This window comes from Sinorhizobium chiapasense (genome assembly GCF_045277575.1).
In the GTDB taxonomy this organism is placed as follows: Bacteria; Pseudomonadota; Alphaproteobacteria; order Rhizobiales; family Rhizobiaceae; genus Ensifer; species Ensifer chiapasense_A.
Genome location: NZ_CP144206.1, coordinates 1984740 through 2004097 on the forward strand (window position 1 = coordinate 1984740; position 19358 = coordinate 2004097).

The following is a 19358-nucleotide window of genomic DNA, read 5'->3' on the forward strand; positions in this document are numbered from 1 at the left end:
TCCGGGGCGGCGACAATCATCGTGCCAATCGAGATCAGCTGCGCGGCAGCAGGCTTTCGACTTCGGCCGCAGCCTCGTCCAGTGCTTCCTTCGGCGCCGCCGACTGCTCGACGATGCGCGACAGGTTCTCGACGATCGTCTGGGTGACCTTTACGCCGTTGCTGCCGGGGAAGGCATACCAGGGGCGCATCAGCGGCATCTGCTCGAGGCCGGCGCGGAACAGCGGGTTTTCCTTGTAGAAGTTGGCGAGATACTCAGGCGACTTGGCAGCAAGTTCGTTGTTCGGCACGTAGCCGGTGCCCGGAACGACAACCGAGGCGCCATAGGGGCCGGCGGCGAACTTCGCGAACTTCCAGGCGGCTTCCTGCTTCTCGGCATCACGCGTCAGGATGACGACGGCATTACCGCCGGTCGGCAGCTTGCCCTTTGCCGGATCGATGAGCGGAATGTGGGCGGTGCGCAGATCGAACTTGCCGCCGACATTCTTGATCGTGTTGCGCAGCGCCCCGGTGGTCTGGAAGGCAAAGCCGACCTTGCCGGCAACGAAGGCCTGCTCGCCGGCCTGCTTGGTCAGAACCGGCAGACCGCCTTCTTTCACCATGCGATCGAGCACGTCGACGGCCTTCTCACCCTCCGGACCGTTGAAGGCAACCTTGCTTTCGTCTGCGCTCAGCATCTCGCCGCCGGCGCCAAAGAGCAGTGCCGAGAACATCCAGTCGTCGCCCTGCCAACGGAAGTCGATACCCTCGTTGCCGTCGCCGAGCGCCTTGATCTTGCCGCCGAGCGCGATGACCTCGTCCCAGGTCTTCGGCGGGTTTTCCGGATCGCCGCCAGCTTTGCGCACCAGATCGGCGTTGTAATACATGATCGGGTTGGACGTGGCGAAGGCGAGGCCCACCTGCTTGCCGCCGACCTGGGCGAGTTTCAGGATGTTTTCGGAAAAGCCCTGTTCGGCCATGTTGCCGTCCTTGGCGATGAACGGGCCGAGATCGACGGGAATGTCGCGCTCGTTGACCATGCGCAGACGGTTGAGACCGATGAAGGTGAGATCGGGCATCTCGGCCGTACCGGCCTGCCGCATGATCGTCTGGATGCCTTCCTCATAGGTCGCCGAAGGATTGGCGAAGGTGATCTTGATGTCTGGGTTTTCTTCCATGAACTTCTTCGAGATCGTGTCCATCACGTCCTTGAAGAAGCCCGGCATCGGAAAATGGACCGTCAGCACAGTCTCGGCATGGGCCGGTGCAGCGAGCATCAGCGATGCGGCAGCCGCGGTGAAAAGCTGTCTCAGATGTTTCATGGATGCGCTCCTGGTTGGACCGTTCAGCCTTTGAGTCCGGTCATGGTGATGCCCTCGACGAAGCGTTTCTGCGCCAGCAGGAAAGCGGTCACGAGGGGAAGGGTGATGTTGAGGGTGGCGGCCATCAGCGCGCCGTAGTCGTCGCCGGCTTCGGCGGCGCGGAAATAGAGCAGGCCGAGCGGCGGGGTAGCGTAATCCTGGTTGGTGACGACGATCAGTGGCCAAAAGAGATCGTTCCAGTGCGCGACCACCGAGAAGATCGCGAAGGCGGTGATCGCGGGCCAGGCATTCGGCACGATGACCCGCGCTACGATGCCCGCTTCCGACATGCCATCGAGCCGAGCGGCATGGATCAGGTCGTCGGGCATGGCGCGGAAGAACTGCAGGAACAGGAAGATCGCGAAGACCGAGATCGAAAAGGGAGCCACCAGCGCGGTGTAGCTGTTCAGCACCGAGAGCTTGTCGAAGGCGACATAGATCGGCAGCGCGGTCGCATGGATCGGCACGAGCAAGCCGAGCATGACCAGCACCATCATGGTCCGTGCAGCGCGGAACTTCAGCTTCGCCATGGCATAGGCGCAGGGGATGGCGACGACGATCTGGATGACGAAGATCAGCGCGCAGACGATGACGCCGTTGAAAAGCAGGGTTGTCATCGAGACGCGCGACAGCGCCTTCGTGAAGTTCTCGACATAGGACCATTGCTGAGGGATGAGCGAGAGCGACGAGGAGAAGATCTCGCTCTGTGGCTTGCCGGCGGTCGAGACCATGAAGATGTAGGGCGCAAGGAAGAGCAAAGCGCCAAGCGACAGGACCGTCAGGCGGGCGATGCGGGCGACGGAGAAAGCGTTGCTGGTCATGCGTAATGCACCTTCCGGTCGAGCACGCGGTACTGCAGGAACATCAGGACGACGAGGATTGCGAGAAAGACGACGGTCATCGCCGAGGCATAACCGACGCGCAGATAGACGAAGCCTTCCTGGTAGATGGTGAAGAGCAGCACTTCCGACGCCTTGTTCGGACCACCTTCGGTTAGCGTCTTCACCGTTTCGAACACCTTCACCGAATTGATGATGCTGATGGTGGTCACGAACAGCGTCGTCGGCCCGAGCATCGGCCAGGTCACCAGCCGGAAGCGATCGAACCAGGTCTTGGCGCCGTCCACTTCTGCGGCGGCATAGAGCTCGCGCGGGATTGCGGTGAGGCCGGCGAGAAACAACACCATGTTGAAGCCGACCGACTGCCAGGTGCCGATGATCGACAGGCCATAGAGGACCGTGCCGGAGGCGCCGAGCCAGTTGGGACCGGCGATGCCGAAGAGCGCAAGGAAGGTGTTGATCGGGCCGATCGTCGGATGGAAGAGGAACTGCCAGACGGTCGCCATGGCGACCAGCAGCGAGGCGACCGGCAGGAAATAGACCGTGCGGAACAAGGCCCTGCCCTTGGTCTCTGCCTCGATCAGCATGGCGATTGCCAGTGCCAGCACGATCGAAACCGGCGTGACGATCGCTGTGTAGACTGCGGTGTTCCAGAGCGAGCGTCGGAAGGTGCGATCCGTGAAGAGTTCGGCATAGTTCTCGAAGCCGACGAAGCGCCAGTTGCTGTAGCCAAGTTCGAAATCGGTGAAGCCGAGCACGATCACCGCCGCCGTCGGCAGCAGAATGAAGAGGAAGAGCAGCACGATCGCAGGCAATGCGAGCAGCCAGGCGATGCGGGCTTCGCGTATCTCGGGCGCCGCGATCGCCGTCTCCAATGTCGAAACGCTAACCATCAATCGTCTCCAGCGCGGCAGCGGCAGCGACCGGTTCGGCCAGCAGCCGGACACCTTGCTGGTCGAAGAGCATCGTCCGCTCGGGCATGATCTCGACGTCAACCGGTTGGCCGATGGTCCATGCTGCGGCTTCGGCAGGCGTCGCCTTCGACGTCATCGCCTCGCCGATCGCATCGAGGCGGGCGTGGACGATGACTTCCGAGCCGAGAAACTCCATGCGCTCGACCCGTGCGCTCAACCGGCGGGTACTTGCCGGATTGAAGCGAACGAATTCCGGACGGATAGCGAGCTTCACCGATGCATCCGACACCTGTCCCCGGTTCGCCAGCAGCACCAGGTCGCCGAAGCGCACGAGGCCAGTGGCATCGGTACGGGTTTCGAGCACGTTGATCTTCGGCTGACCGAGGAAACGGGCGACCTCGATATGCGAGGGATTGTCGTAGATCTCCTTGGGGGTCGCCAGTTGCAGCAAGTTGCCGCCGATCATCACCGCGACCCGGTCGGCCATCGACAGGGCTTCCGACTGGTCGTGGGTGACATAAAGCGTCGGCACGCCGGCGCGCCGATGCAGGTCGACGATCTCGCCGCGGGCATGCACACGCAGGTTGGCATCGAGATTGGAAAGTGGTTCGTCCATGAGGAAGACGGCCGGACGGCGCACCATGGCGCGGGCGAGTGCCACGCGCTGGCGCTGGCCGCCGGACATCTGGCCGGGCTTGCGATCGAGCAGATGGTCGATCTTCAGCGCCAAGGCCATTTCCTTTACCTGGCGCTGGATGTCAGTGCGGATTTGCCTTTGCCCCGGCAGGAAATTGCCGATCCCAGGCAGGCGCTGCATTGCCGTCAGGCGTCGCATGGCGAGCGGTACGGCGATGTTCTGGCCGGCGGTCAGATGCGGATAGAGGGCGTAGGACTGAAAGACCATAGCAACGTTGCGATCGGCCGCCGCCATGCGGGCAACGTCACGGCCGCCGATGACGATCTCGCCGGTGTCGCCATGGTCGAGGCCGGCGACGATGCGCAAAAGCGTACTCTTGCCGCAACCGGACGGGCCGACGAGGGCGATGAACTCGCCCGCTTCCGCCTCCAGGCCGACGCCCTTCAATATGGCATTGCCGCCATAGGACTTGGTGATGCCGCGAAGCGAAAGCACGCTCATTGCGCGGCCTCCACGTGAGGCTTCGTCTTCGCCGCTTGCGGATAGACCTCCTCAACGATCGGATCGAGCACGTGGCTCGTCAGCCCCGGAACCGTAACAATTTCGCTGGAAACGCTCGCATCGGTGAACGTGTGGACGACGGCGCCGACCAGCCGCTCGCCCGGCATCGGCCGTTCCAAAGTGTCGATGATGAAGGAGGTCGGCGGCGCCCAGACGAGCGCCGCTCCGGCATGTTCACCCGTCCACGCCCAGTGCAGATGACCGCTCGCATGCAGCGCCACGTCGGAACCTGCGATCAGGTCATAAAGACGCTGGCGCTGGCGGGGACGAACGCTCCAATAGCCGGTGTCGCCTTCCTGCGGCGCGTCGACGAAAAGCGGCTTGTGGGCGAAGATCGCCACCTTGCGCCGGTCGCGGCTTTGCAACTGCTCCTCGAGCCAGGTGAACTGCGTTTCCTCTTCCTCGTCCTCGAAGCCGAGCAGCAGGCTGTTGAGCCCGATCAGCCGCCAGGCTTCGTGATCGGAGACCCAATAATCCGGCCCTGCGAGCCCGCGCCAGCGGGCAAGCCGCTGTGCATCCACCGGCTGATGCGAACCCGGCAGGTGACCGACGTCATGATTGCCGGGCACGATCAGTACCGGCATCGAGAGCTGGCCGATCAGCTCGAGCGAAAAGGTGATGTCGTCCTCGTGGTCGGCGCCGTCGATCGTCACGTCGCCGGTATGGATGACGAGATCGGGCGCCGTCGCCTCGATCCAGGCGCGAAGCGGCTCCCAGTTGTCGTTGAAATGGCACTTCACCGGGCTGAGATGGGTATCGCTGATCTGGACGATCTTCATGGAAACGGCCTCCGACAATGGCTTCAGGGCGTGCGCGTCGGAGAGCTTTCATCTCCCCTCCGGCTGCGGTTGGCCGCAGTCTTTAGGGAGCTGCCATGTCAGTTTGGTAACAGCCGTTCTCAGTTGATTTTCAGTTTTTCCATGAAAGTTTCACCTTCGGGAGAAACAGGCGGTCACGAAATCCGCCGGAGCCCTTCCCTCGGAGGCTTTGCGGCGCCCGTGCCCAAAATTTCATACTATTGTATACAATAATTTGCGCATATTGGCGACGAAAAGCTCAATTCATGAGCAGTCGCTCCGAAACAACGATCTTCACCGGCGATGGCCGGAAAGGGCAATACCCCCATGAAAACACGGCCTTAGACGCTCCGATCGAAAGTGGCACGATTGATGCTTCTCCTCTGTTGCAAGGAGAAAGCGTCATGTCGAAAGCCGCAGAGATCGATATCGTGTCCGTTTCCAAGATTTACGGCTCGACGACAGCCGTACATTCCATCAGCCTGAAAATCCCCGCCGGCAGCTATTGCTGCTTTCTTGGCCCATCGGGCTGCGGCAAGACCTCGACGCTGCGCATGATCGCCGGGCATGAAAGCATCTCGTCGGGCGACCTCAGGCTCGGCAATGTCGTCGTCACCGATTTTCCGCCGGCCAAGCGCAACACAGCGATGATGTTCCAGTCCTACGCGCTGTTTCCCCATCTCGACCTCGTCGACAACGTCGCCTTCAGCCTCAAGATGAAGGGGGTCGACCGCGACGCCCGCCGCGCCAAGGCGCTCGACATGTTGAAGCTGATGCAGATGGAGGCCTATGGTTCCAGGCGTCCGGCCCAGCTTTCCGGTGGCCAGCAGCAGCGCGTGGCGCTTGCCCGTGCGCTCATCACCGAGCCGGAGGCGCTGCTTCTCGACGAGCCGCTGTCGGCGCTCGACCCGTTCCTGAAGATCCGCATGCGGGCAGAGCTGAAAAAACTGCAGAAGACGCTCGGCATCACCTTCGTGCACGTCACCCACAGCCAGGAAGAGGCGATGGCGCTCGCCGATCTGATCGTGGTGATGAACAACGGCCGGATCGAGCAGGCGGCGGCACCGCGCATGGTGTTCGAGCGGCCGGCAACCGCCTTCGTTGCACGCTTCATGGGCGACCACAACGTACTCTCGGGAAAGGTCCGGGCGATCACCGACAGCATCGTCGAAATGGAGACGGCGGAGGGTCAGGTCTTTGCGGTGCGCGATATCGCCCAGGAGATCGGCCGGCCGATAGACATCGGCATCCGCACCGATCGCGTGCGGCTCGATCCGCCGAGTGAGAAGGGCCTCGGCTTCCAGGCCGTGGTTTCCAACATCGAATATCGCGGCGCGTCGGTGAAGCTGACTGCCATCGGCGCCGGCAGCGACGACTTCACGCTGATCGTCAGCGACAGCGACTATTTCAGGAAACCCGTGTCGGTCGGCGACGCGGTGTCCCTGAGCTGGACCCTGGAGGACGTCGTCCCCCTCGGCCGCCTTTCCGCATGAGCTACCAACCATCACAAAAGGGGAACTGCACATGACGACTGAAAACAAGACCGAAAAGCCTGGTGCCGGCCTGACACGCCGGTCACTGCTAAAGACCGGCGCTGCCGCCGTTGGCGCGATCGCCGGGTCGGGTGCCATCACCGGCTTCCCGACGATCTGGGCCCAGAACCCGATCACGTTGCGCCAGTTCGGCACCGGCGTTTCCAACATCAACGCCATTGCCGAGAAGTGCAAGCAAGACCTCGGCATCACGCTGGAGATGACGGCGACAGATTCCGACGCCGCTGCCCAGCGGGCGGTGACCCAGCCAGACTCCTACGACATCGCCGACATCGAATACTGGATCGCCAAGAAGGTCTTCCCGGCCGGCGTAATGCAGCCGATGGACGTCAAGAAGATCAAGTACTTCGACAAGATCGTTCCACTGTTCATCGACGGCAAGCTGAAGCCCGAAAGCGTGGTCGCGCAAGGCACGGCGCCGCATACCGTCGGCTTCGTCGACGCGCAGGATTCCAAGACCTTTGCCAAGTCGCCGACCGACTGGATGACGCTGATCCCGACGATCTACAATGCCGACACGCTCGGCATTCGCCCTGATCTCGTCGGCCGCGAGATCTCGACCTGGGCCGACATCATGGATCCCGCCTTCAAGGGCAAGACGGCGATCCTCAACATCCCCTCTATCGGCATCATGGATGCAGCGATGATCATGGAGGCCATGGGCAACATCAAATATGTCGACAAGGGCAACATGACCACGGACGAGATCGACAAGACGATCGACTTCCTGATCAAGGCCAAGCAGGACGGCCAGTTCCGCGCTTTCTGGAAGTCCTTCGACGAAAGCGTCAACCTGATGGCTTCGGGCGAAGTCGTCATCCAGTCCATGTGGTCGCCGGCGGTCGCCGCCGTCCGCTCCAAGGGCATCGCCTGCAAATACCAGCCGCTGAAGGAAGGCTACCGCGCCTGGGGTGGCGGCCTCGGCCTTGCCGCCCATCTTCAGGGTGCCCAGCTCGACGCGGCCTATGAATACATCAACTGGTACCTGTCCGGCTGGGTCGGCGCCTATCTCAACCGCCAGGGCTACTATTCCGCCGCCATGGAGACCGCCAAGGGCTTCATGTCCGAGGACGAGTGGGGCTTCTGGGTCGAAGGCAAGCCCGCCAAGGGCGACATCCTGTCGCCGGAAGGCAAGGTGATGGAGAAGGCCGGTGCCGTGCGCGACGGCGGCTCCTTCGAGGAGCGAATGGGCAAGGTCGCCTGCTGGAACTCGGTGATGGACGAGGACCGCTACATGATCAAGCGCTGGAACGAGTTCATCGCTGCGTAATGGGGCTTCCGTTGGGGCTGGAACGACCGTTCTGGCTGGCTTTGCCCTTCACCCTAGCCCTCTCCCCACATGCGGGGAGAGGGGACATGCCACTGGGTAAGGCTAGAGGCGCAAAACGTGCATCCATTCTCCCCGCGCACGGGGAGAATGCGGCGGCAAGCGGATGAGGGACAGCCCCCATCCGAGGAAATCCAGAGAGGAACGACGATGGCGACACTTGCGACTTCGCAGTCAGGGGAAATCAGTGCGGACAAGCCAATCCGCCGCTGGTTCGTTCCACGTGCACTGGCCTCCCACCTTCAGGCCACGCCGCTCCTCTTGATCCTCGGTTTCTTCTTCGTGCTGCCGATTCTCACCATCGTCGTCGTCAGCTTCTGGGATTATGACTTCGCGGGGCTTTATCCGGATTTCCTGACGATGAACTACGCCGATACGCTCGGCTCCTGGGTCACCTGGAAGACTTATCTCAACACCCTGAAGTTCACCGTCCTCGTCTGGGCGCTGACACTCTCAATCGGCTTCTGGGTGGCCTATTTCCTCGCCTTTCATGTCCGCACCACCACCATGCAAATGGTGCTGTTCCTCGTCTGCACCGTGCCGTTCCTGACCTCCAACATCATCCGCATGATCTCCTGGATCCCGGTGCTCGGCCGCAATGGCCTCGTCAATTCGACGCTGATCGAACTTGGGCTGATTCCGCAGCCGATCGAATGGCTGCTCTATTCCGATTTCGCCGTCGTCCTGGCCATGGTTCATCTCAACACGCTGTTCATGGTGACGCCGATCTTCAACACGCTGATGCGCATCGACCACTCGCTGATCGAGGCGGCACGCGATTGCGGCGCTACCGGCAAACAGATCCTTTGGAACGTCATCCTGCCGCTTGCCAAGCCGGGCATCGCGATCGGCTCGATCTTCGTCGTCACGCTCGTCATGGCGGATTTCTCGACCGTGCAGGTCATGTCCGGCGGCCAGAGCGCCTCCGTGGCGCTGATGATGAAGAACCAGATGTCGCTGCTGCAATATCCGGCAGCCGCCGCCAATGCGGTGGTGCTGTTGATCGTCGTGCTATCGATGGTCGCCGCGATCCTGCGGGTCGTCGACATTCGTAAGGAGCTCTGACATGAGCAACGAAAGACGCGGCAGGGAATTCTACCTGCTCGCAGCCTTCTTTACCCTGTTCGTGCTGTTCCTCTACGGACCGCTTTCGGCAGTACTGATCCTGTCATTCCAGGGACCGGACGGCGGTCTGACCTTTCCGTTGAACGGCGTTTCACTGCACTGGTTCTACAATCTTTTCGAAAAACAGGCGGTCGGCGATTTCGGCGCCTCGTTCCGCCGTTCCTTCACGCTCGGCCTGATGGTGATGGCGGTCAACGTCGTGGTCGCGCTGCTCGCCGGCCTTGCCTTCCGCCGGCGCTTCCGCGGCGCCACCGTGCTCTTCTATCTGACCGTCGCAAGCCTCGTCGTGCCGTCGATCATCATCTCGCTCGGTATCGGTGTCGTCTTCCAGCAGTTCGGCCTGAAGCCCGCCTGGTATTCCTCCGGCTTCGGCGCCCACCTCACCTGGACCCTGCCTTTCGGCGTGCTCATCATGTTTGCCGTCTTCAACCGGTTCTCACCGTCCTATGAGGAGGCAGCGCGCGATCTCGGAGCGACCTCGTGGCAGACCTTTCGCCACGTGCTCCTGCCGATGATTGCCCCGAGCCTCATCGGCGTCGGCCTCTTCGGCTTCACGCTTTCCTATGACGAGTTCGCTCGCACGCTGATGACCTCCGGCAGCTACAACACGCTGCCGCTCGAGATCTATGGCATGACCACAAATGTGACGACGCCGGTGCTCTATGCACTCGGCACGGTCACCACGCTTTTCTCCTTCACCATCATCCTCGTTGCGCTTGCGGTCATTGTGACCTTGCGGCGCCGCCAGGCAAAGTTGAGCTAGGCCAGATGCGCATCCTGATCGTCAATCCCAATACCACCTCGTCGATGACGGCCAAGGCCGCCGCGGCGGCGCGGGCCGTCGCCGGCCCCGCCACGGAAATTCTCGCCCGTACATCGAAGTCCGGACCGGCCTCGATCGAGGGGCATTATGACGGGGCGGTCGCACTTCCGGGGCTGCTTACAGAAATTCGCGACGGGGAAGGAGCCGGCGCCGATGCTGCGGTCATTGCCTGCTTCGACGACACGGGCCTTGAAGCCGCCCGCGCGCTTGCCCGTATTCCAGTGGTCGGGCTCTGCGAGTCCGCCGTCGCGACCGCTGCCATGTTGGCGCAACGCTTCACCGTGGTCACGACGCTCGAGCGTTCCCGCGTCCTGATCGAGAATCTCGTCCGGCACTACGGCATGGGCAGCCGGGCCAAGGTGCGCGCCGCCGATATTCCGGTGCTCGAACTGGAAGACAAGGCCTCGAACGCGCTTGCCAAACTGCGACGCGAGATCGAACTGGCGCTTACTCAGGACGGCGCCGAGGCGATCGTGCTCGGCTGCGCCGGCATGGCAGACCTTGCCCGGGACCTGCAAGCCGATTACGGCGTTCCGGTGATCGATGGCGTCTCCGCCGCCGTCAAGCAGGCGGAGGCGTTGGTGTCGCAAGGACTTATGACCAGCAAGCGCGGTTCCTACGCATCACCGCTCAGCAAGACCTATTCAGGCTTCATGAGCGCACTCGCGCCGACCACGGCCTGAGGGGATGCCGACCTCGATTCATCCATCGCGATCGCGAGCAGCGCGTTCGATGCGTCCGCCTCGGCAATGATCCAGTCGCGAAATGCCTGGATCTTCTTCTGCCGTCGGCTGCTCTGCGGATAGACCAGCCAATAGGCGCGACCGTCCCTGACCACATGTTCGAATGGCCGAATGAGCCTGCCGCTCTTCAGTTCCTCCATCAGGAAGGTCGATACGGCAATGGCGATGCCGTGTTCCGCCAGGGTGGTCGCGACATCCATCGCCTGGACGTCGAAGATCAGCTCCGTGCCGTTGCTTTCCGGCGGCTCTACGCCAGTCTCGATCATCCATCGGCGCCACCAGTTGGCATTGCCGAAACGCCGGACGCGCAGTACGTCGCAGGGCTGCCTGAGCTGGTGTTTTTCCATGAAGGCCGGCGTGCAGACCGGCATGTAATCGATCGGGAACAGCGGGAACACGTCGTTGCCCGGCCAGTCGCCGTTGCCACTGCGCACTGAAAGATCGATGGCGTCGCGCTTGAAGTCGACCAGATCGGTCGACATGTGCACCCTTATACTGATGTTCGGCTGGGCGGTCTGGAACGAGGCGAGCCTGGGGCCGAGCCAGCTCGAAACGACGGTCGGAAGCACGGAAATGTGCAGGTGATGTTCGGTCTTGTCGGCAATCTCGGAGAAGGCCGAGCCCAGCAGGTCGATCGCCTCCGTCACCTTAGGCGCCAACTGCCGCCCGGAGGCCGTCAACCGCACCTCGCGCGGAAGCCGCACGAAGAGCGGCGTGCCGATGCGCTCCTCCAGCAGCCGGATCTGGTAGCTGACGGCAGCCTGAGTCATCCCGAGTTCCTCGGCCGCACGGGTGAAACTCAGGTGCCTGGCGGCGGCTTCGAAGGCGCGCACCGCGCTCATTGGAGGAATCTTACTCATGGCGCTGAGATAAGCATTCTTTATGCCAGCATGCGAGAAATCGCTTTGCGCGAAGCAGCAAAATTCCTCACTTTTTTCGCGAACACAACAGCAAAAACAAAGAGGATAGCAATGCTCAGCGCAGTGCGATCAACGATCCGTCATGTCCTGAAGCGGGCCGGAAGCACCCTCAATCCGACCATCGCCATCGATACGTTCAGCGAATTCCAGTTGAAGGATATCGGCCTGACGCGGGACCACGAGACCATCCGGGCGCGCGTTGGCGAGGTTGCCGATCCATGGCACTGGTCGAAGGAAGACACGTCATCCGCGCCGAAGCCCTCGCCAAAAAGCGACCGCACCAACACGCTACCAGCCGTGACGATCTCGCCGCGCGCGCAGCCCGGCGAAAACAGGGACGTCAGCATCTCGCTTTGCGACTGACAGATTGCCGGGACAAAACGTACTCGGAGCTTCTGTTGGAGCACCCCGCGAGCGAGCGGATCGCACCACAGAGACCTTCGGCCTGAAACCTCGCAATGGCCGCGGCGGTGCCCCGCCAGACATTGGCGGAGCGCGCCAGTTTGTAGCCGACAAGTCTCCCCGGTGGGTTCCGCTGCAGTCCGCCGTTTACGTCTCGTTATCCATATCGGGAAGAAATGACCCTCCGCACAGGATCTCCGACGTCGCGCACCTATTGACGCAGATTGGCGATGAGATACTATATCTAGTGTTTGAGGTTCTTCCGATTCGCAAGGATTGGGAGCTAAGACGGGAATACGGTGCGCCGGCGGCTTTCCGCCCGGCTATGCCGTAGCTGCCCCCGCAACTGTAGACGGCGAGCAACTGTCCGGAATTGGACCACTGAGGCATGAGGCCTCGGGAAGGTCGGGATGGAAGCGTCGACCCGTGAGCCAGGAGACCTGCCTCGAGCAACAAACGTCCACGGGCGGGGTGTCCGGAGGGGTTGAGTACGGCAGGATGAGCCTGCCTGATCGTCTCGACGTCTCCCCGGCAGCCTGTCGAAAGCTTCGGGGTGAAGTCATGTCTGCGTCATCGAAATCCTATCACTCGCCAATCAAGAGGCGCGGTTTCCCGCGCAGCTGAAGAAGAGGCGTGCCCGGGCTCCATATCCGAGCAAGCCACAGCCATGACAGCCCTGCATTTCGCCGGATCGCGGTCGCGTGTCCACGCGCCTTCTCTTGCCCCTATCCAGCCGACCAAACGAGGAAGAAATGAACGTCACCGTCTACAGCAAGCCCGCCTGTGTCCAATGCACCGCGACCTATCGGGCGCTCGATCGCCAGGGCGTCAGCTACGAGGTCATTGATATCTCCGTCGACCAGGACGCGCTCGAGACGGTCAAGGGCCTCGGCTACATGCAGCTCCCCGTCGTCGTCGCCGGCCCCGAACACTGGGCGGGTTTCCGCCCCGACAAGATCAGCACGCTTTCTTAGAGGAGAGAAGCGGTGGGGCTTATCGTCTATTTTTCCAGCCGCTCGGAAAACACCCATCGCTTCGTCGAAAAACTCGGCCTTCGCGCGAAGCGCATACCGCTCGCGGAAGGTAAGGATGCGCTTACAGTCACCGAACCCTATGTGCTGGTCGTGCCCACCTATTGCGGCGACGACGGCCGGGGTGCCGTGCCGAAACAGGTAATCCGCTTCTTGAACGACGCGGGCCACCGCTCTCACATCCGCGGCGTAATTGCCGCGGGCAACAGCAATTTCGGCGCGACCTACGGGGTCGCCGGCGACGTCATCTCGGCCAAGTGCAGCGTGCCTTATCTCTATCGTTTCGAGCTAATCGGAACGGACGAAGACGTCGCCAATGTCAAAAACGGGATGGAACGATTTTGGACGTCACAACACGCGAACACCCCCTGAAGGCGACGGAAGCGGCGCTGGACTATCATGCGCTGAACGCGATGCTTAACCTCTATGACGAAGAGGGGCGAATCCAGCTCGACAAGGACCGGCTGGCGGCGAAACAGTACTTCCTCCAGCACGTCAACCAGAACACGGTCTTCTTCCATAATCTCAGGGAAAAGCTCGATTATCTGGTGACCGAGGGCTATTACGAACAGGAGGTGCTGGACCAGTATTCTTTCAACTTCGTGCGCGACCTCTATGACCACGCCTATGCCAAGAAGTTTCGTTTTCCGACCTTCCTCGGCGCGTTCAAATATTACACCTCCTATACGCTGAAAACCTTCGACGGAAAGCGCTACCTGGAGCGCTACGAGGATCGCGTCTGCATGGTGGCGATGACGCTGGCGCGCGGCAACGAGCAACTTGCCCGCGATCTGGTCAACGAGATCATTTCCGGCCGGTTCCAGCCGGCGACGCCGACTTTCCTCAATGCCGGCAAGAAGCAACGTGGAGAGCTGGTTTCCTGCTTCCTGCTGCGGGTCGAGGACAACATGGAAAGCATCGGCCGTGCGATCAATTCGGCGCTGCAGCTTTCCAAGCGCGGCGGCGGCGTGGCGCTGTCGCTCACCAATATCAGAGAGATGGGCGCACCGATCAAGCAGATCGAGAACCAGTCGTCCGGCATCATCCCGATCATGAAGCTGCTCGAAGATTCGTTTTCCTACGCCAATCAGCTTGGCGCCCGCCAAGGCGCAGGCGCCGTCTATCTGCATGCCCACCACCCCGACATCATGCGTTTCCTCGATACCAAACGCGAGAATGCCGACGAGAAGATCCGCATCAAGACGCTGTCCCTCGGCGTCGTGATCCCGGACATCACCGTTGAGCTCGCCCGCAACAACGAGGACATGTACCTCTTCTCGCCCTATGACGTTGAGCGCGTCTACGGCATGCCGCTGACCGAGATTTCGGTAACGGAGAAGTATCGCGAGATGGTCGAGGATGCGCGCATCCGCAAGAAGAAGATCAAGGCGCGCGAGTTCTTCCAGGTCATCGCCGAGATCCAGTTCGAGAGTGGTTATCCCTACATCATGTTCGAGGACACGGTGAACCGGACAAACCCGATCGCCGGGCGCATCACCATGAGTAATCTCTGCTCGGAAATCCTGCAGGTGAGCGAATCCAGCGAATTCAACGAGGACCTCTCCTACGCCCGCATGGGCAAGGACATTTCCTGCAACCTCGGCTCACTGAACATTGCCGCGGCGATGGACTCACCAAACTTCGGCCACACGATCGAAACCTCGATCCGCGCCTTGACCGCCGTCTCCGAAATGAGCCACATCTCCTCAGTGCCCTCGATCGAGAAGGGCAACGACGACAGCCACGCGATCGGCCTCGGCCAGATGAACCTGCACGGCTATCTCGTCCGCGAGCACATCTTCTACGGCTCCGAGGAAGGCATCGATTTCACCAATATCTATTTCTACACGGTCACCTATCACGCCATCAAAGCCTCGAACCGATTGGCGATCGAGAAAGGCCAGAGCTTCAAAGGGTTCGAGAACTCGAAATATGCGTCGGGCGAATATTTCGACAAATACACCGAGGCTGAATGGCTGCCGGCGACAGAAAAGGTGAAAGGCCTCTTCGACAGAGCCGGCATCCCCATCCCGACGCAGGAAGATTGGTTCGAGCTGAAACGGGCGGTGATGGACGGCGGTCTCTACAACCAGAACCTTCAGGCGGTGCCGCCGACCGGCTCGATCTCCTACATCAACCACTCGACCTCCTCGATCCATCCGATCGTCTCGAAGATCGAGATCCGCAAGGAAGGCAAGATCGGCCGCGTCTATTATCCGGCCGCCTTCATGACCAACGACAACCTGGAATACTACCAGGACGCCTACGAGATCGGGCCCGAGAAGATCATTGACACCTATGCAGCGGCGACCCAGCACGTCGACCAGGGCCTGTCGCTGACCCTCTTCTTCCGTGACACAGCAACGACGCGCGACATCAACCGCGCCCAGATCCACGCCTGGAAGAAGGGCATCAAGACCATCTACTACGTCCGCCTTCGGCAGATGGCGCTCGAAGGCACACAGGTCCAGGGCTGCGTCTCCTGCACGCTGTAGACCGCATTTCCGCAAAAATGCCCCTCACCGCGCGGATGAGGGGCAACTACGCCCCAGAGGATAACGACATGACCATGCACATCCAACCCGCAAGCCGCATCCGCGCGATCAACTGGAATCGCATCGAGGACGACAAGGACCTGGAAGTCTGGACCCGTCTCACCGGCAATTTCTGGCTGCCGGAGAAGGTGCCGCTCTCCAATGACATCCCCTCCTGGGCGACGCTGAAGCCGGAGGAGCAGAAGCTCACCATCCGCGTCTTCACCGGCCTCACGCTGCTCGATACGATCCAAAACGGCGTTGGCGCAGTCCGGTTGATGGAGGATGCCGTCACCCCACACGAAGAAGCAGTGCTTTCCAACATCTCCTTCATGGAGGCGGTGCACGCCCGCTCCTACTCCTCGATCTTTTCCACGCTCTGCCTGACCCCCGATGTCGACGATGCCTATCGCTGGTCGGAGGAAAACGAGTTCCTGCAGAAGAAATCGGCGCTGATCATGGGAGAGTACGCCTCCGGCGATCCCCTGAAGAAGAAGGTCGCGAGCGTCTTCCTCGAAAGCTTCCTGTTCTATTCCGGCTTCTATCTGCCGATGTACTGGTCGAGCCGGGCCAAGCTTACCAATACCGCCGACATGATCCGGCTGATCATCCGCGACGAAGCCGTGCACGGCTATTACATCGGCTACAAGTTCCAGCGCGGTCTGGAGCGGCTGAGCGACGAACGCCGGCAGGAGATCAAGGACTTCGCCTTCGACCTGCTTCTCGAACTCTACGACAACGAGGCGAAGTACACCGAAGCGCTTTATGACGGCGTCGGCCTTACCGAGGATGTGAAGAAGTTCCTGCACTACAACGCCAACAAGGCGCTGATGAACCTCGGCTACGAGGCACTGTTTCCGGCCGAGGCCTGCAAGGTGAACCCCGCCATTCTCTCGGCGCTGTCGCCGAATGCCGACGAGAACCACGACTTCTTTTCCGGCTCCGGCTCCTCTTACGTCATCGGCAAGGCGGTGGCGACCGAAGACGAGGACTGGGATTTCTGAGCGCGCATCCCGGGGCACCGGCTGACACACGAAGAGCCACCCGGGGACATGCTGTCTTCGGGTGGCTCTGCATATCAACGAAGTGCGGTTATTCTGCCGCGACCACCCGGCTGCGGCCGATGGTGGCCCGGGTCAGCAGGAAGGCGGCGAGCGCGCAGGCGGCGATGGCGCCGGCCATCGGCAGGGCGGTTCCATCGAAGAAGAGGCTGGCGATGACCATCGCCAGGGCGGCGGTGACGAAGTGCAACGTTCCCATCAGCGCCGACGCTGTACCGGCGATCTCGCCATGGTCTTCGAGCGCCAGCACCGCCGAGGTCGGGATCACCAGGCCGAGCACGCCATAGCCGACGAACAGGAAGGCGGCCATCACAGGCAGTTGGTTGAAGCCGAGGCTCACGACGGCGAACATGGTAACCATGGTGAGCGCAAAGGCGCCGACGGCGAGGTGCATCACCCGGACCAGGCCGAAGCGCTCGCCGAGCCAACCGGTCGCCTGCGACACCGCGAAGAACGACACGGCGTTCATCGAGAAGGCGATGCTGTATTGCGTTGGCGTCAACCCGTAATGGTCGATTAGCACGAAGGGCGAGTTGGCGAGATAGACCAGAAACCCGGAAATACCGAGGCCGCCGATAAAGGTGAGCGTCAGGAAGTTGCGGTCGGAAAGCAGCAGGCGGTAGGCGGCAAGCGCACTTGCCACGCTGCTGTCGGCTCGGTCCTTTTTCGGGCGAGTCTCCTGCAATTGCGTCGACAGGAGGATCAGGCCGATGAAGGCGGCGATCATCACGGCATAGAAGACGCCACGCCAGCCGTAAAACTGGATCACGGCGCTGCCGGCGAGCGGCGCCAGGATCGGCGAAATGCTGAAGACCAGCATCAGCAGCGACATCAGCCGCGCGGCTTGCACGCCGGTGTGCATGTCACGGACGACCGCACGCGGAATGACCATGCCGGCGGCGCCGCCGATCCCTTGCAGGAAGCGGAAGGCGATCAGCGTTTGGATATCGCTTGCAAGGGCGCAGCCGATGCTGGCGACGGTGAAGAGGCCAATGCCGAGATAGAGCGGCGCCTTGCGGCCCCAGATATCGGAAAGAGGCCCATAGATGAGCTGCGCGATGGCAAAGGAAATGAAGAACGAGAGCAGGCTGAGCTGCACGACGCCGTTCTCTGCAGCCAGGTCTTTGCCGATCGACGGCAAGGCAGGCAGATACATGTCGATTGCGAAGGGACCGATCGCCGAAATCAAACCGAGAACGATGGCCGTGCGAAGGAAGGACGCTGTCATGGCAATGATCTTTCAGAAATCGTGACAACGCTCCGGCGCGAGGCCGGCATCGCTGCCGCCGGGATTAAAACTCGAAAGATGACGGTCGTGCCAGGATCGCACGTCTGGAAGACGCATCCTGCGCTGACTACTTAGTCCAATAATTTGGACAGATGTGTACAATTAGACACCGTTGTCTAAATCGTCAATGGGCTCTATCTTCAGTCGATGAAAAAACATGACCTCGCCTCGACGGACGCCCACGTGCAAAAAGGACAGCTCGCGAAACGCGTCTCGATCCTGGGGGCGGCTGCGGACGTATTCTGCCGCGAGGGCTTTTCCGGTGCCAGCATCGACGAGATCGCCGCCGAAGCCGGCGTGTCGCGCCAGACGGTCTACAACCACTATCGCGAAAAAGAGACGCTGTTCATGGCAGTGATCCAGGACATCATGGATCGTACCAATGGCGTCCTCTTTTCCATCCTGGCGACCTTTCCGGAACGGGCCGACAATCTCGAAGAAGACCTTGCCGCTTTCGCGGTGCGTCTCAACAAGAACTGCATCTGCAACCAGGACGCCAAGTTCATCCAGAAGCTGATCGCAACGGAAGGCAACCGCTATCCGCATCTCTTCCAGGTCTGGCGGGAACAGGGCCCGGGCAAGACGGATCGGGCGCTTGCGGCACTCTTTGCGCGGCTCGCCCACCTGGCGCCGCTCGAAATCGATGACTTCGACCTCGCGGCGCGGCAATTCATCGCGTTGATAAAGGCAGACCTGCAGATGGGCGGGCTTTTCGGCGAGGCCCCAAGCGACGCGGAACTTGAAGATAGCGCCCGCAAGGCGGTGCGAACCTTCCTGCGCGCCTATGGCCGCGAGCAGAAAACGGGCAGTCTCGAAGCTCAAACATTGATTTCCGAGCGGTGATCGCCGCCGGACCAGGCCGCGTTCTTCGGCAGTCGTCAGCTCATGGATGGCGCCGACGGTCTGCTCCCGCTGCGCCGACTGCTCCAGCACCCGCTCGACAACAAGCTCGTCTCTGATCTGATCGATCTTGCTGACTGGCGGTCCGATTCCGAGCACATCCTTGACTCAGTCCGGCACATAAGGACCGACGGTTGCGCGGACGCTGATCCTATCTGGTGATGCGAAAACCGCTGACGCCCTCCGGCGTCTCGACGAATTCGGTAACGACCCTAGAAACCCATGCTGCCGGCGGTCCTTCATGCAGACGCTCGAGCATGCGGGTAACCGCCTCCTCCGAGCCGCTTATCAAGGCGGCGACCGAGCCATCGGCTTCGTTACGGACCCACCCGACGAGACCGAGCTTCTGCGCCTCGTCGCGCGCCCAAACCCTAAAGCTAACGCCTTGCACCCGCCCAAGGATTCGGACCAACGCCGTCTTGTTGGTCTCATTCATGATCGCGTCTCCGTCATCGTCTCCCACGCTATCTGGCGCGAGGTGGGGCAAAGGCAAGTCATCCGCGCAATGAACCTGGAGGGGACTCTTCCGACGACCCGGCAAGCTGACGATGAATCGCAGAAAAG

At 61.4% G+C, this 19358-nt stretch carries 19 protein-coding genes and 1 riboswitch; of the genes, 11 read left to right on the forward strand and 8 right to left on the reverse strand.

The window, feature by feature from the left end; all coding sequences use genetic code 11:
- Nucleotides 1-34: 34 nt before the first annotated feature.
- Genes QM996_RS27960 through QM996_RS27980 form a run of 5 tightly spaced genes read right to left on the reverse strand, consistent with a single transcriptional unit; the run spans nt 35 to nt 5069 of the window.
- Nucleotides 35-1300 (reverse strand): ABC transporter substrate-binding protein, encoded by a 1266-nt coding sequence (locus QM996_RS27960; protein WP_334197122.1) that lies wholly within the window; start codon nt 1298-1300, stop codon nt 35-37.
- A 23-nt stretch (nt 1301-1323) separates the two neighbouring features.
- A complete protein-coding gene (locus QM996_RS27965) occupies nt 1324-2160 on the reverse strand; it encodes a carbohydrate ABC transporter permease (protein ID WP_334197123.1) in 837 nt (278 codons plus the stop codon).
- Nucleotides 2157-3071: a carbohydrate ABC transporter permease gene (locus tag QM996_RS27970; protein ID WP_334197124.1), complete on the reverse strand. Its 915-nt coding sequence runs from the start codon at nt 3069-3071 to the stop codon at nt 2157-2159. The genes QM996_RS27965 and QM996_RS27970 overlap by 4 nt, the downstream gene beginning before the upstream one ends.
- On the reverse strand, nt 3064-4230 hold the full coding sequence (locus QM996_RS27975) for an ABC transporter ATP-binding protein (RefSeq protein WP_334197125.1): 1167 nt from the start codon (nt 4228-4230) through the stop codon (nt 3064-3066). The genes QM996_RS27970 and QM996_RS27975 overlap by 8 nt, the downstream gene beginning before the upstream one ends.
- Nucleotides 4227-5069 carry a metallophosphoesterase family protein gene (locus QM996_RS27980; RefSeq protein ID WP_334197126.1) on the reverse strand — a complete coding sequence of 281 codons (843 nt, stop codon included), beginning with the start codon at nt 5067-5069 and terminating at the stop codon, nt 4227-4229. The genes QM996_RS27975 and QM996_RS27980 overlap by 4 nt, the downstream gene beginning before the upstream one ends.
- Nucleotides 5070-5491: 422 nt before the next feature.
- On the opposite strand from QM996_RS27980, the gene QM996_RS27985 reads away from it, so the two are divergent.
- From QM996_RS27985 to QM996_RS28005, 5 genes are all read left to right on the forward strand, one after another.
- The gene (locus QM996_RS27985) at nt 5492-6580 is read left to right on the forward strand and encodes an ABC transporter ATP-binding protein (protein WP_334197127.1); all 1089 of its coding nucleotides are present in this window, start codon (nt 5492-5494) and stop codon (nt 6578-6580) included.
- Nucleotides 6581-6611: 31 nt separating this feature from the next.
- A complete protein-coding gene (locus QM996_RS27990) occupies nt 6612-7910 on the forward strand; it encodes an ABC transporter substrate-binding protein (RefSeq protein WP_334197128.1) in 1299 nt (432 codons plus the stop codon).
- A 207-nt stretch (nt 7911-8117) separates the two neighbouring features.
- Complete coding sequence (locus QM996_RS27995) at nt 8118-9032, forward strand: ABC transporter permease (protein WP_334197129.1); 915 nt, start codon at nt 8118-8120, stop codon at nt 9030-9032.
- Nucleotide 9033: 1 nt separating this feature from the next.
- Nucleotides 9034-9855 (forward strand): ABC transporter permease, encoded by an 822-nt coding sequence (locus tag QM996_RS28000; RefSeq protein ID WP_334197130.1) that lies wholly within the window; start codon nt 9034-9036, stop codon nt 9853-9855.
- A 5-nt stretch (nt 9856-9860) separates the two neighbouring features.
- Nucleotides 9861-10598, forward strand: a complete 738-nt coding sequence (locus tag QM996_RS28005) for an aspartate/glutamate racemase family protein (protein WP_173519638.1) — start codon at nt 9861-9863, stop codon at nt 10596-10598.
- On the opposite strand, the gene QM996_RS28010 is transcribed toward QM996_RS28005, so the two are convergent.
- Complete coding sequence (locus tag QM996_RS28010) at nt 10556-11500, reverse strand: LysR substrate-binding domain-containing protein (protein ID WP_334197131.1); 945 nt, start codon at nt 11498-11500, stop codon at nt 10556-10558. The genes QM996_RS28005 and QM996_RS28010 overlap by 43 nt on opposite strands.
- Before the next feature lie 129 nt (nt 11501-11629).
- Between QM996_RS28010 and QM996_RS28015 the strand changes: the two genes are divergently transcribed.
- From QM996_RS28015 to nrdF, 5 genes are all read left to right on the forward strand, one after another.
- Complete coding sequence (locus QM996_RS28015) at nt 11630-11941, forward strand: hypothetical protein (RefSeq protein ID WP_334197132.1); 312 nt, start codon at nt 11630-11632, stop codon at nt 11939-11941.
- Between the two features lie 276 nt (nt 11942-12217).
- A riboswitch (cobalamin riboswitch) is annotated at nt 12218-12442 on the forward strand.
- Between the two features lie 290 nt (nt 12443-12732).
- Nucleotides 12733-12954 (forward strand): glutaredoxin-like protein NrdH, encoded by a 222-nt coding sequence (nrdH, locus tag QM996_RS28020; protein ID WP_334197133.1) that lies wholly within the window; start codon nt 12733-12735, stop codon nt 12952-12954.
- Nucleotides 12955-12966: 12 nt separating this feature from the next.
- Nucleotides 12967-13383 (forward strand): class Ib ribonucleoside-diphosphate reductase assembly flavoprotein NrdI, encoded by a 417-nt coding sequence (nrdI, locus tag QM996_RS28025; RefSeq protein WP_334197134.1) that lies wholly within the window; start codon nt 12967-12969, stop codon nt 13381-13383.
- A 41-nt stretch (nt 13384-13424) separates the two neighbouring features.
- Nucleotides 13425-15506 (forward strand): class 1b ribonucleoside-diphosphate reductase subunit alpha, encoded by a 2082-nt coding sequence (gene nrdE / locus QM996_RS28030; RefSeq protein ID WP_334198693.1) that lies wholly within the window; start codon nt 13425-13427, stop codon nt 15504-15506.
- A 68-nt stretch (nt 15507-15574) separates the two neighbouring features.
- Nucleotides 15575-16549, forward strand: a complete 975-nt coding sequence (gene nrdF, locus QM996_RS28035) for a class 1b ribonucleoside-diphosphate reductase subunit beta (RefSeq protein WP_334197135.1) — start codon at nt 15575-15577, stop codon at nt 16547-16549.
- Between the two features lie 88 nt (nt 16550-16637).
- Here nrdF and QM996_RS28040 read toward each other — a convergent pair whose 3' ends face one another.
- The gene (locus tag QM996_RS28040) at nt 16638-17834 is read right to left on the reverse strand and encodes a multidrug effflux MFS transporter (protein WP_334197136.1); all 1197 of its coding nucleotides are present in this window, start codon (nt 17832-17834) and stop codon (nt 16638-16640) included.
- Nucleotides 17835-18041: 207 nt separating this feature from the next.
- Between QM996_RS28040 and QM996_RS28045 the strand changes: the two genes are divergently transcribed.
- The gene (locus QM996_RS28045; RefSeq protein WP_500270412.1) at nt 18042-18737 is read left to right on the forward strand and encodes a TetR/AcrR family transcriptional regulator C-terminal domain-containing protein; all 696 of its coding nucleotides are present in this window, start codon (nt 18042-18044) and stop codon (nt 18735-18737) included.
- A 208-nt stretch (nt 18738-18945) separates the two neighbouring features.
- On the opposite strand, the gene QM996_RS28050 is transcribed toward QM996_RS28045, so the two are convergent.
- The gene (locus QM996_RS28050) at nt 18946-19230 is read right to left on the reverse strand and encodes an acylphosphatase (protein ID WP_334197138.1); all 285 of its coding nucleotides are present in this window, start codon (nt 19228-19230) and stop codon (nt 18946-18948) included.
- Nucleotides 19231-19358: the final 128 nt, after the last annotated feature.

What these genes read in the sequence shown, in the direction of transcription:
- QM996_RS27960 (WP_334197122.1), bottom strand. Translation starts at nt 1,300, where the DNA reads ATGAAACATCTGAGACAGCTTTTCACCGCGGCTGCCGCATCGCTGATG.
- QM996_RS27965 (WP_334197123.1), bottom strand. Translation starts at nt 2,160, where the DNA reads ATGACCAGCAACGCTTTCTCCGTCGCCCGCATCGCCCGCCTGACGGTC.
- QM996_RS27970 (WP_334197124.1), bottom strand. Translation starts at nt 3,071, where the DNA reads ATGGTTAGCGTTTCGACATTGGAGACGGCGATCGCGGCGCCCGAGATA.
- QM996_RS27975 (WP_334197125.1), bottom strand. Translation starts at nt 4,230, where the DNA reads ATGAGCGTGCTTTCGCTTCGCGGCATCACCAAGTCCTATGGCGGCAAT.
- QM996_RS27980 (WP_334197126.1), bottom strand. Translation starts at nt 5,069, where the DNA reads ATGAAGATCGTCCAGATCAGCGATACCCATCTCAGCCCGGTGAAGTGC.
- QM996_RS27985 (WP_334197127.1), top strand. Translation starts at nt 5,492, where the DNA reads ATGTCGAAAGCCGCAGAGATCGATATCGTGTCCGTTTCCAAGATTTAC.
- QM996_RS27990 (WP_334197128.1), top strand. Translation starts at nt 6,612, where the DNA reads ATGACGACTGAAAACAAGACCGAAAAGCCTGGTGCCGGCCTGACACGC.
- QM996_RS27995 (WP_334197129.1), top strand. Translation starts at nt 8,118, where the DNA reads ATGGCGACACTTGCGACTTCGCAGTCAGGGGAAATCAGTGCGGACAAG.
- QM996_RS28000 (WP_334197130.1), top strand. Translation starts at nt 9,034, where the DNA reads ATGAGCAACGAAAGACGCGGCAGGGAATTCTACCTGCTCGCAGCCTTC.
- QM996_RS28005 (WP_173519638.1), top strand. Translation starts at nt 9,861, where the DNA reads ATGCGCATCCTGATCGTCAATCCCAATACCACCTCGTCGATGACGGCC.
- QM996_RS28010 (WP_334197131.1), bottom strand. Translation starts at nt 11,500, where the DNA reads ATGAGCGCGGTGCGCGCCTTCGAAGCCGCCGCCAGGCACCTGAGTTTC.
- QM996_RS28015 (WP_334197132.1), top strand. Translation starts at nt 11,630, where the DNA reads ATGCTCAGCGCAGTGCGATCAACGATCCGTCATGTCCTGAAGCGGGCC.
- nrdH (WP_334197133.1), top strand. Translation starts at nt 12,733, where the DNA reads ATGAACGTCACCGTCTACAGCAAGCCCGCCTGTGTCCAATGCACCGCG.
- nrdE (WP_334198693.1), top strand. Translation starts at nt 13,425, where the DNA reads ATGCTTAACCTCTATGACGAAGAGGGGCGAATCCAGCTCGACAAGGAC.
- nrdF (WP_334197135.1), top strand. Translation starts at nt 15,575, where the DNA reads ATGACCATGCACATCCAACCCGCAAGCCGCATCCGCGCGATCAACTGG.
- QM996_RS28040 (WP_334197136.1), bottom strand. Translation starts at nt 17,834, where the DNA reads ATGACAGCGTCCTTCCTTCGCACGGCCATCGTTCTCGGTTTGATTTCG.
- QM996_RS28045 (WP_500270412.1), top strand. Translation starts at nt 18,042, where the DNA reads ATGAAAAAACATGACCTCGCCTCGACGGACGCCCACGTGCAAAAAGGA.
- QM996_RS28050 (WP_334197138.1), bottom strand. Translation starts at nt 19,230, where the DNA reads ATGAATGAGACCAACAAGACGGCGTTGGTCCGAATCCTTGGGCGGGTG.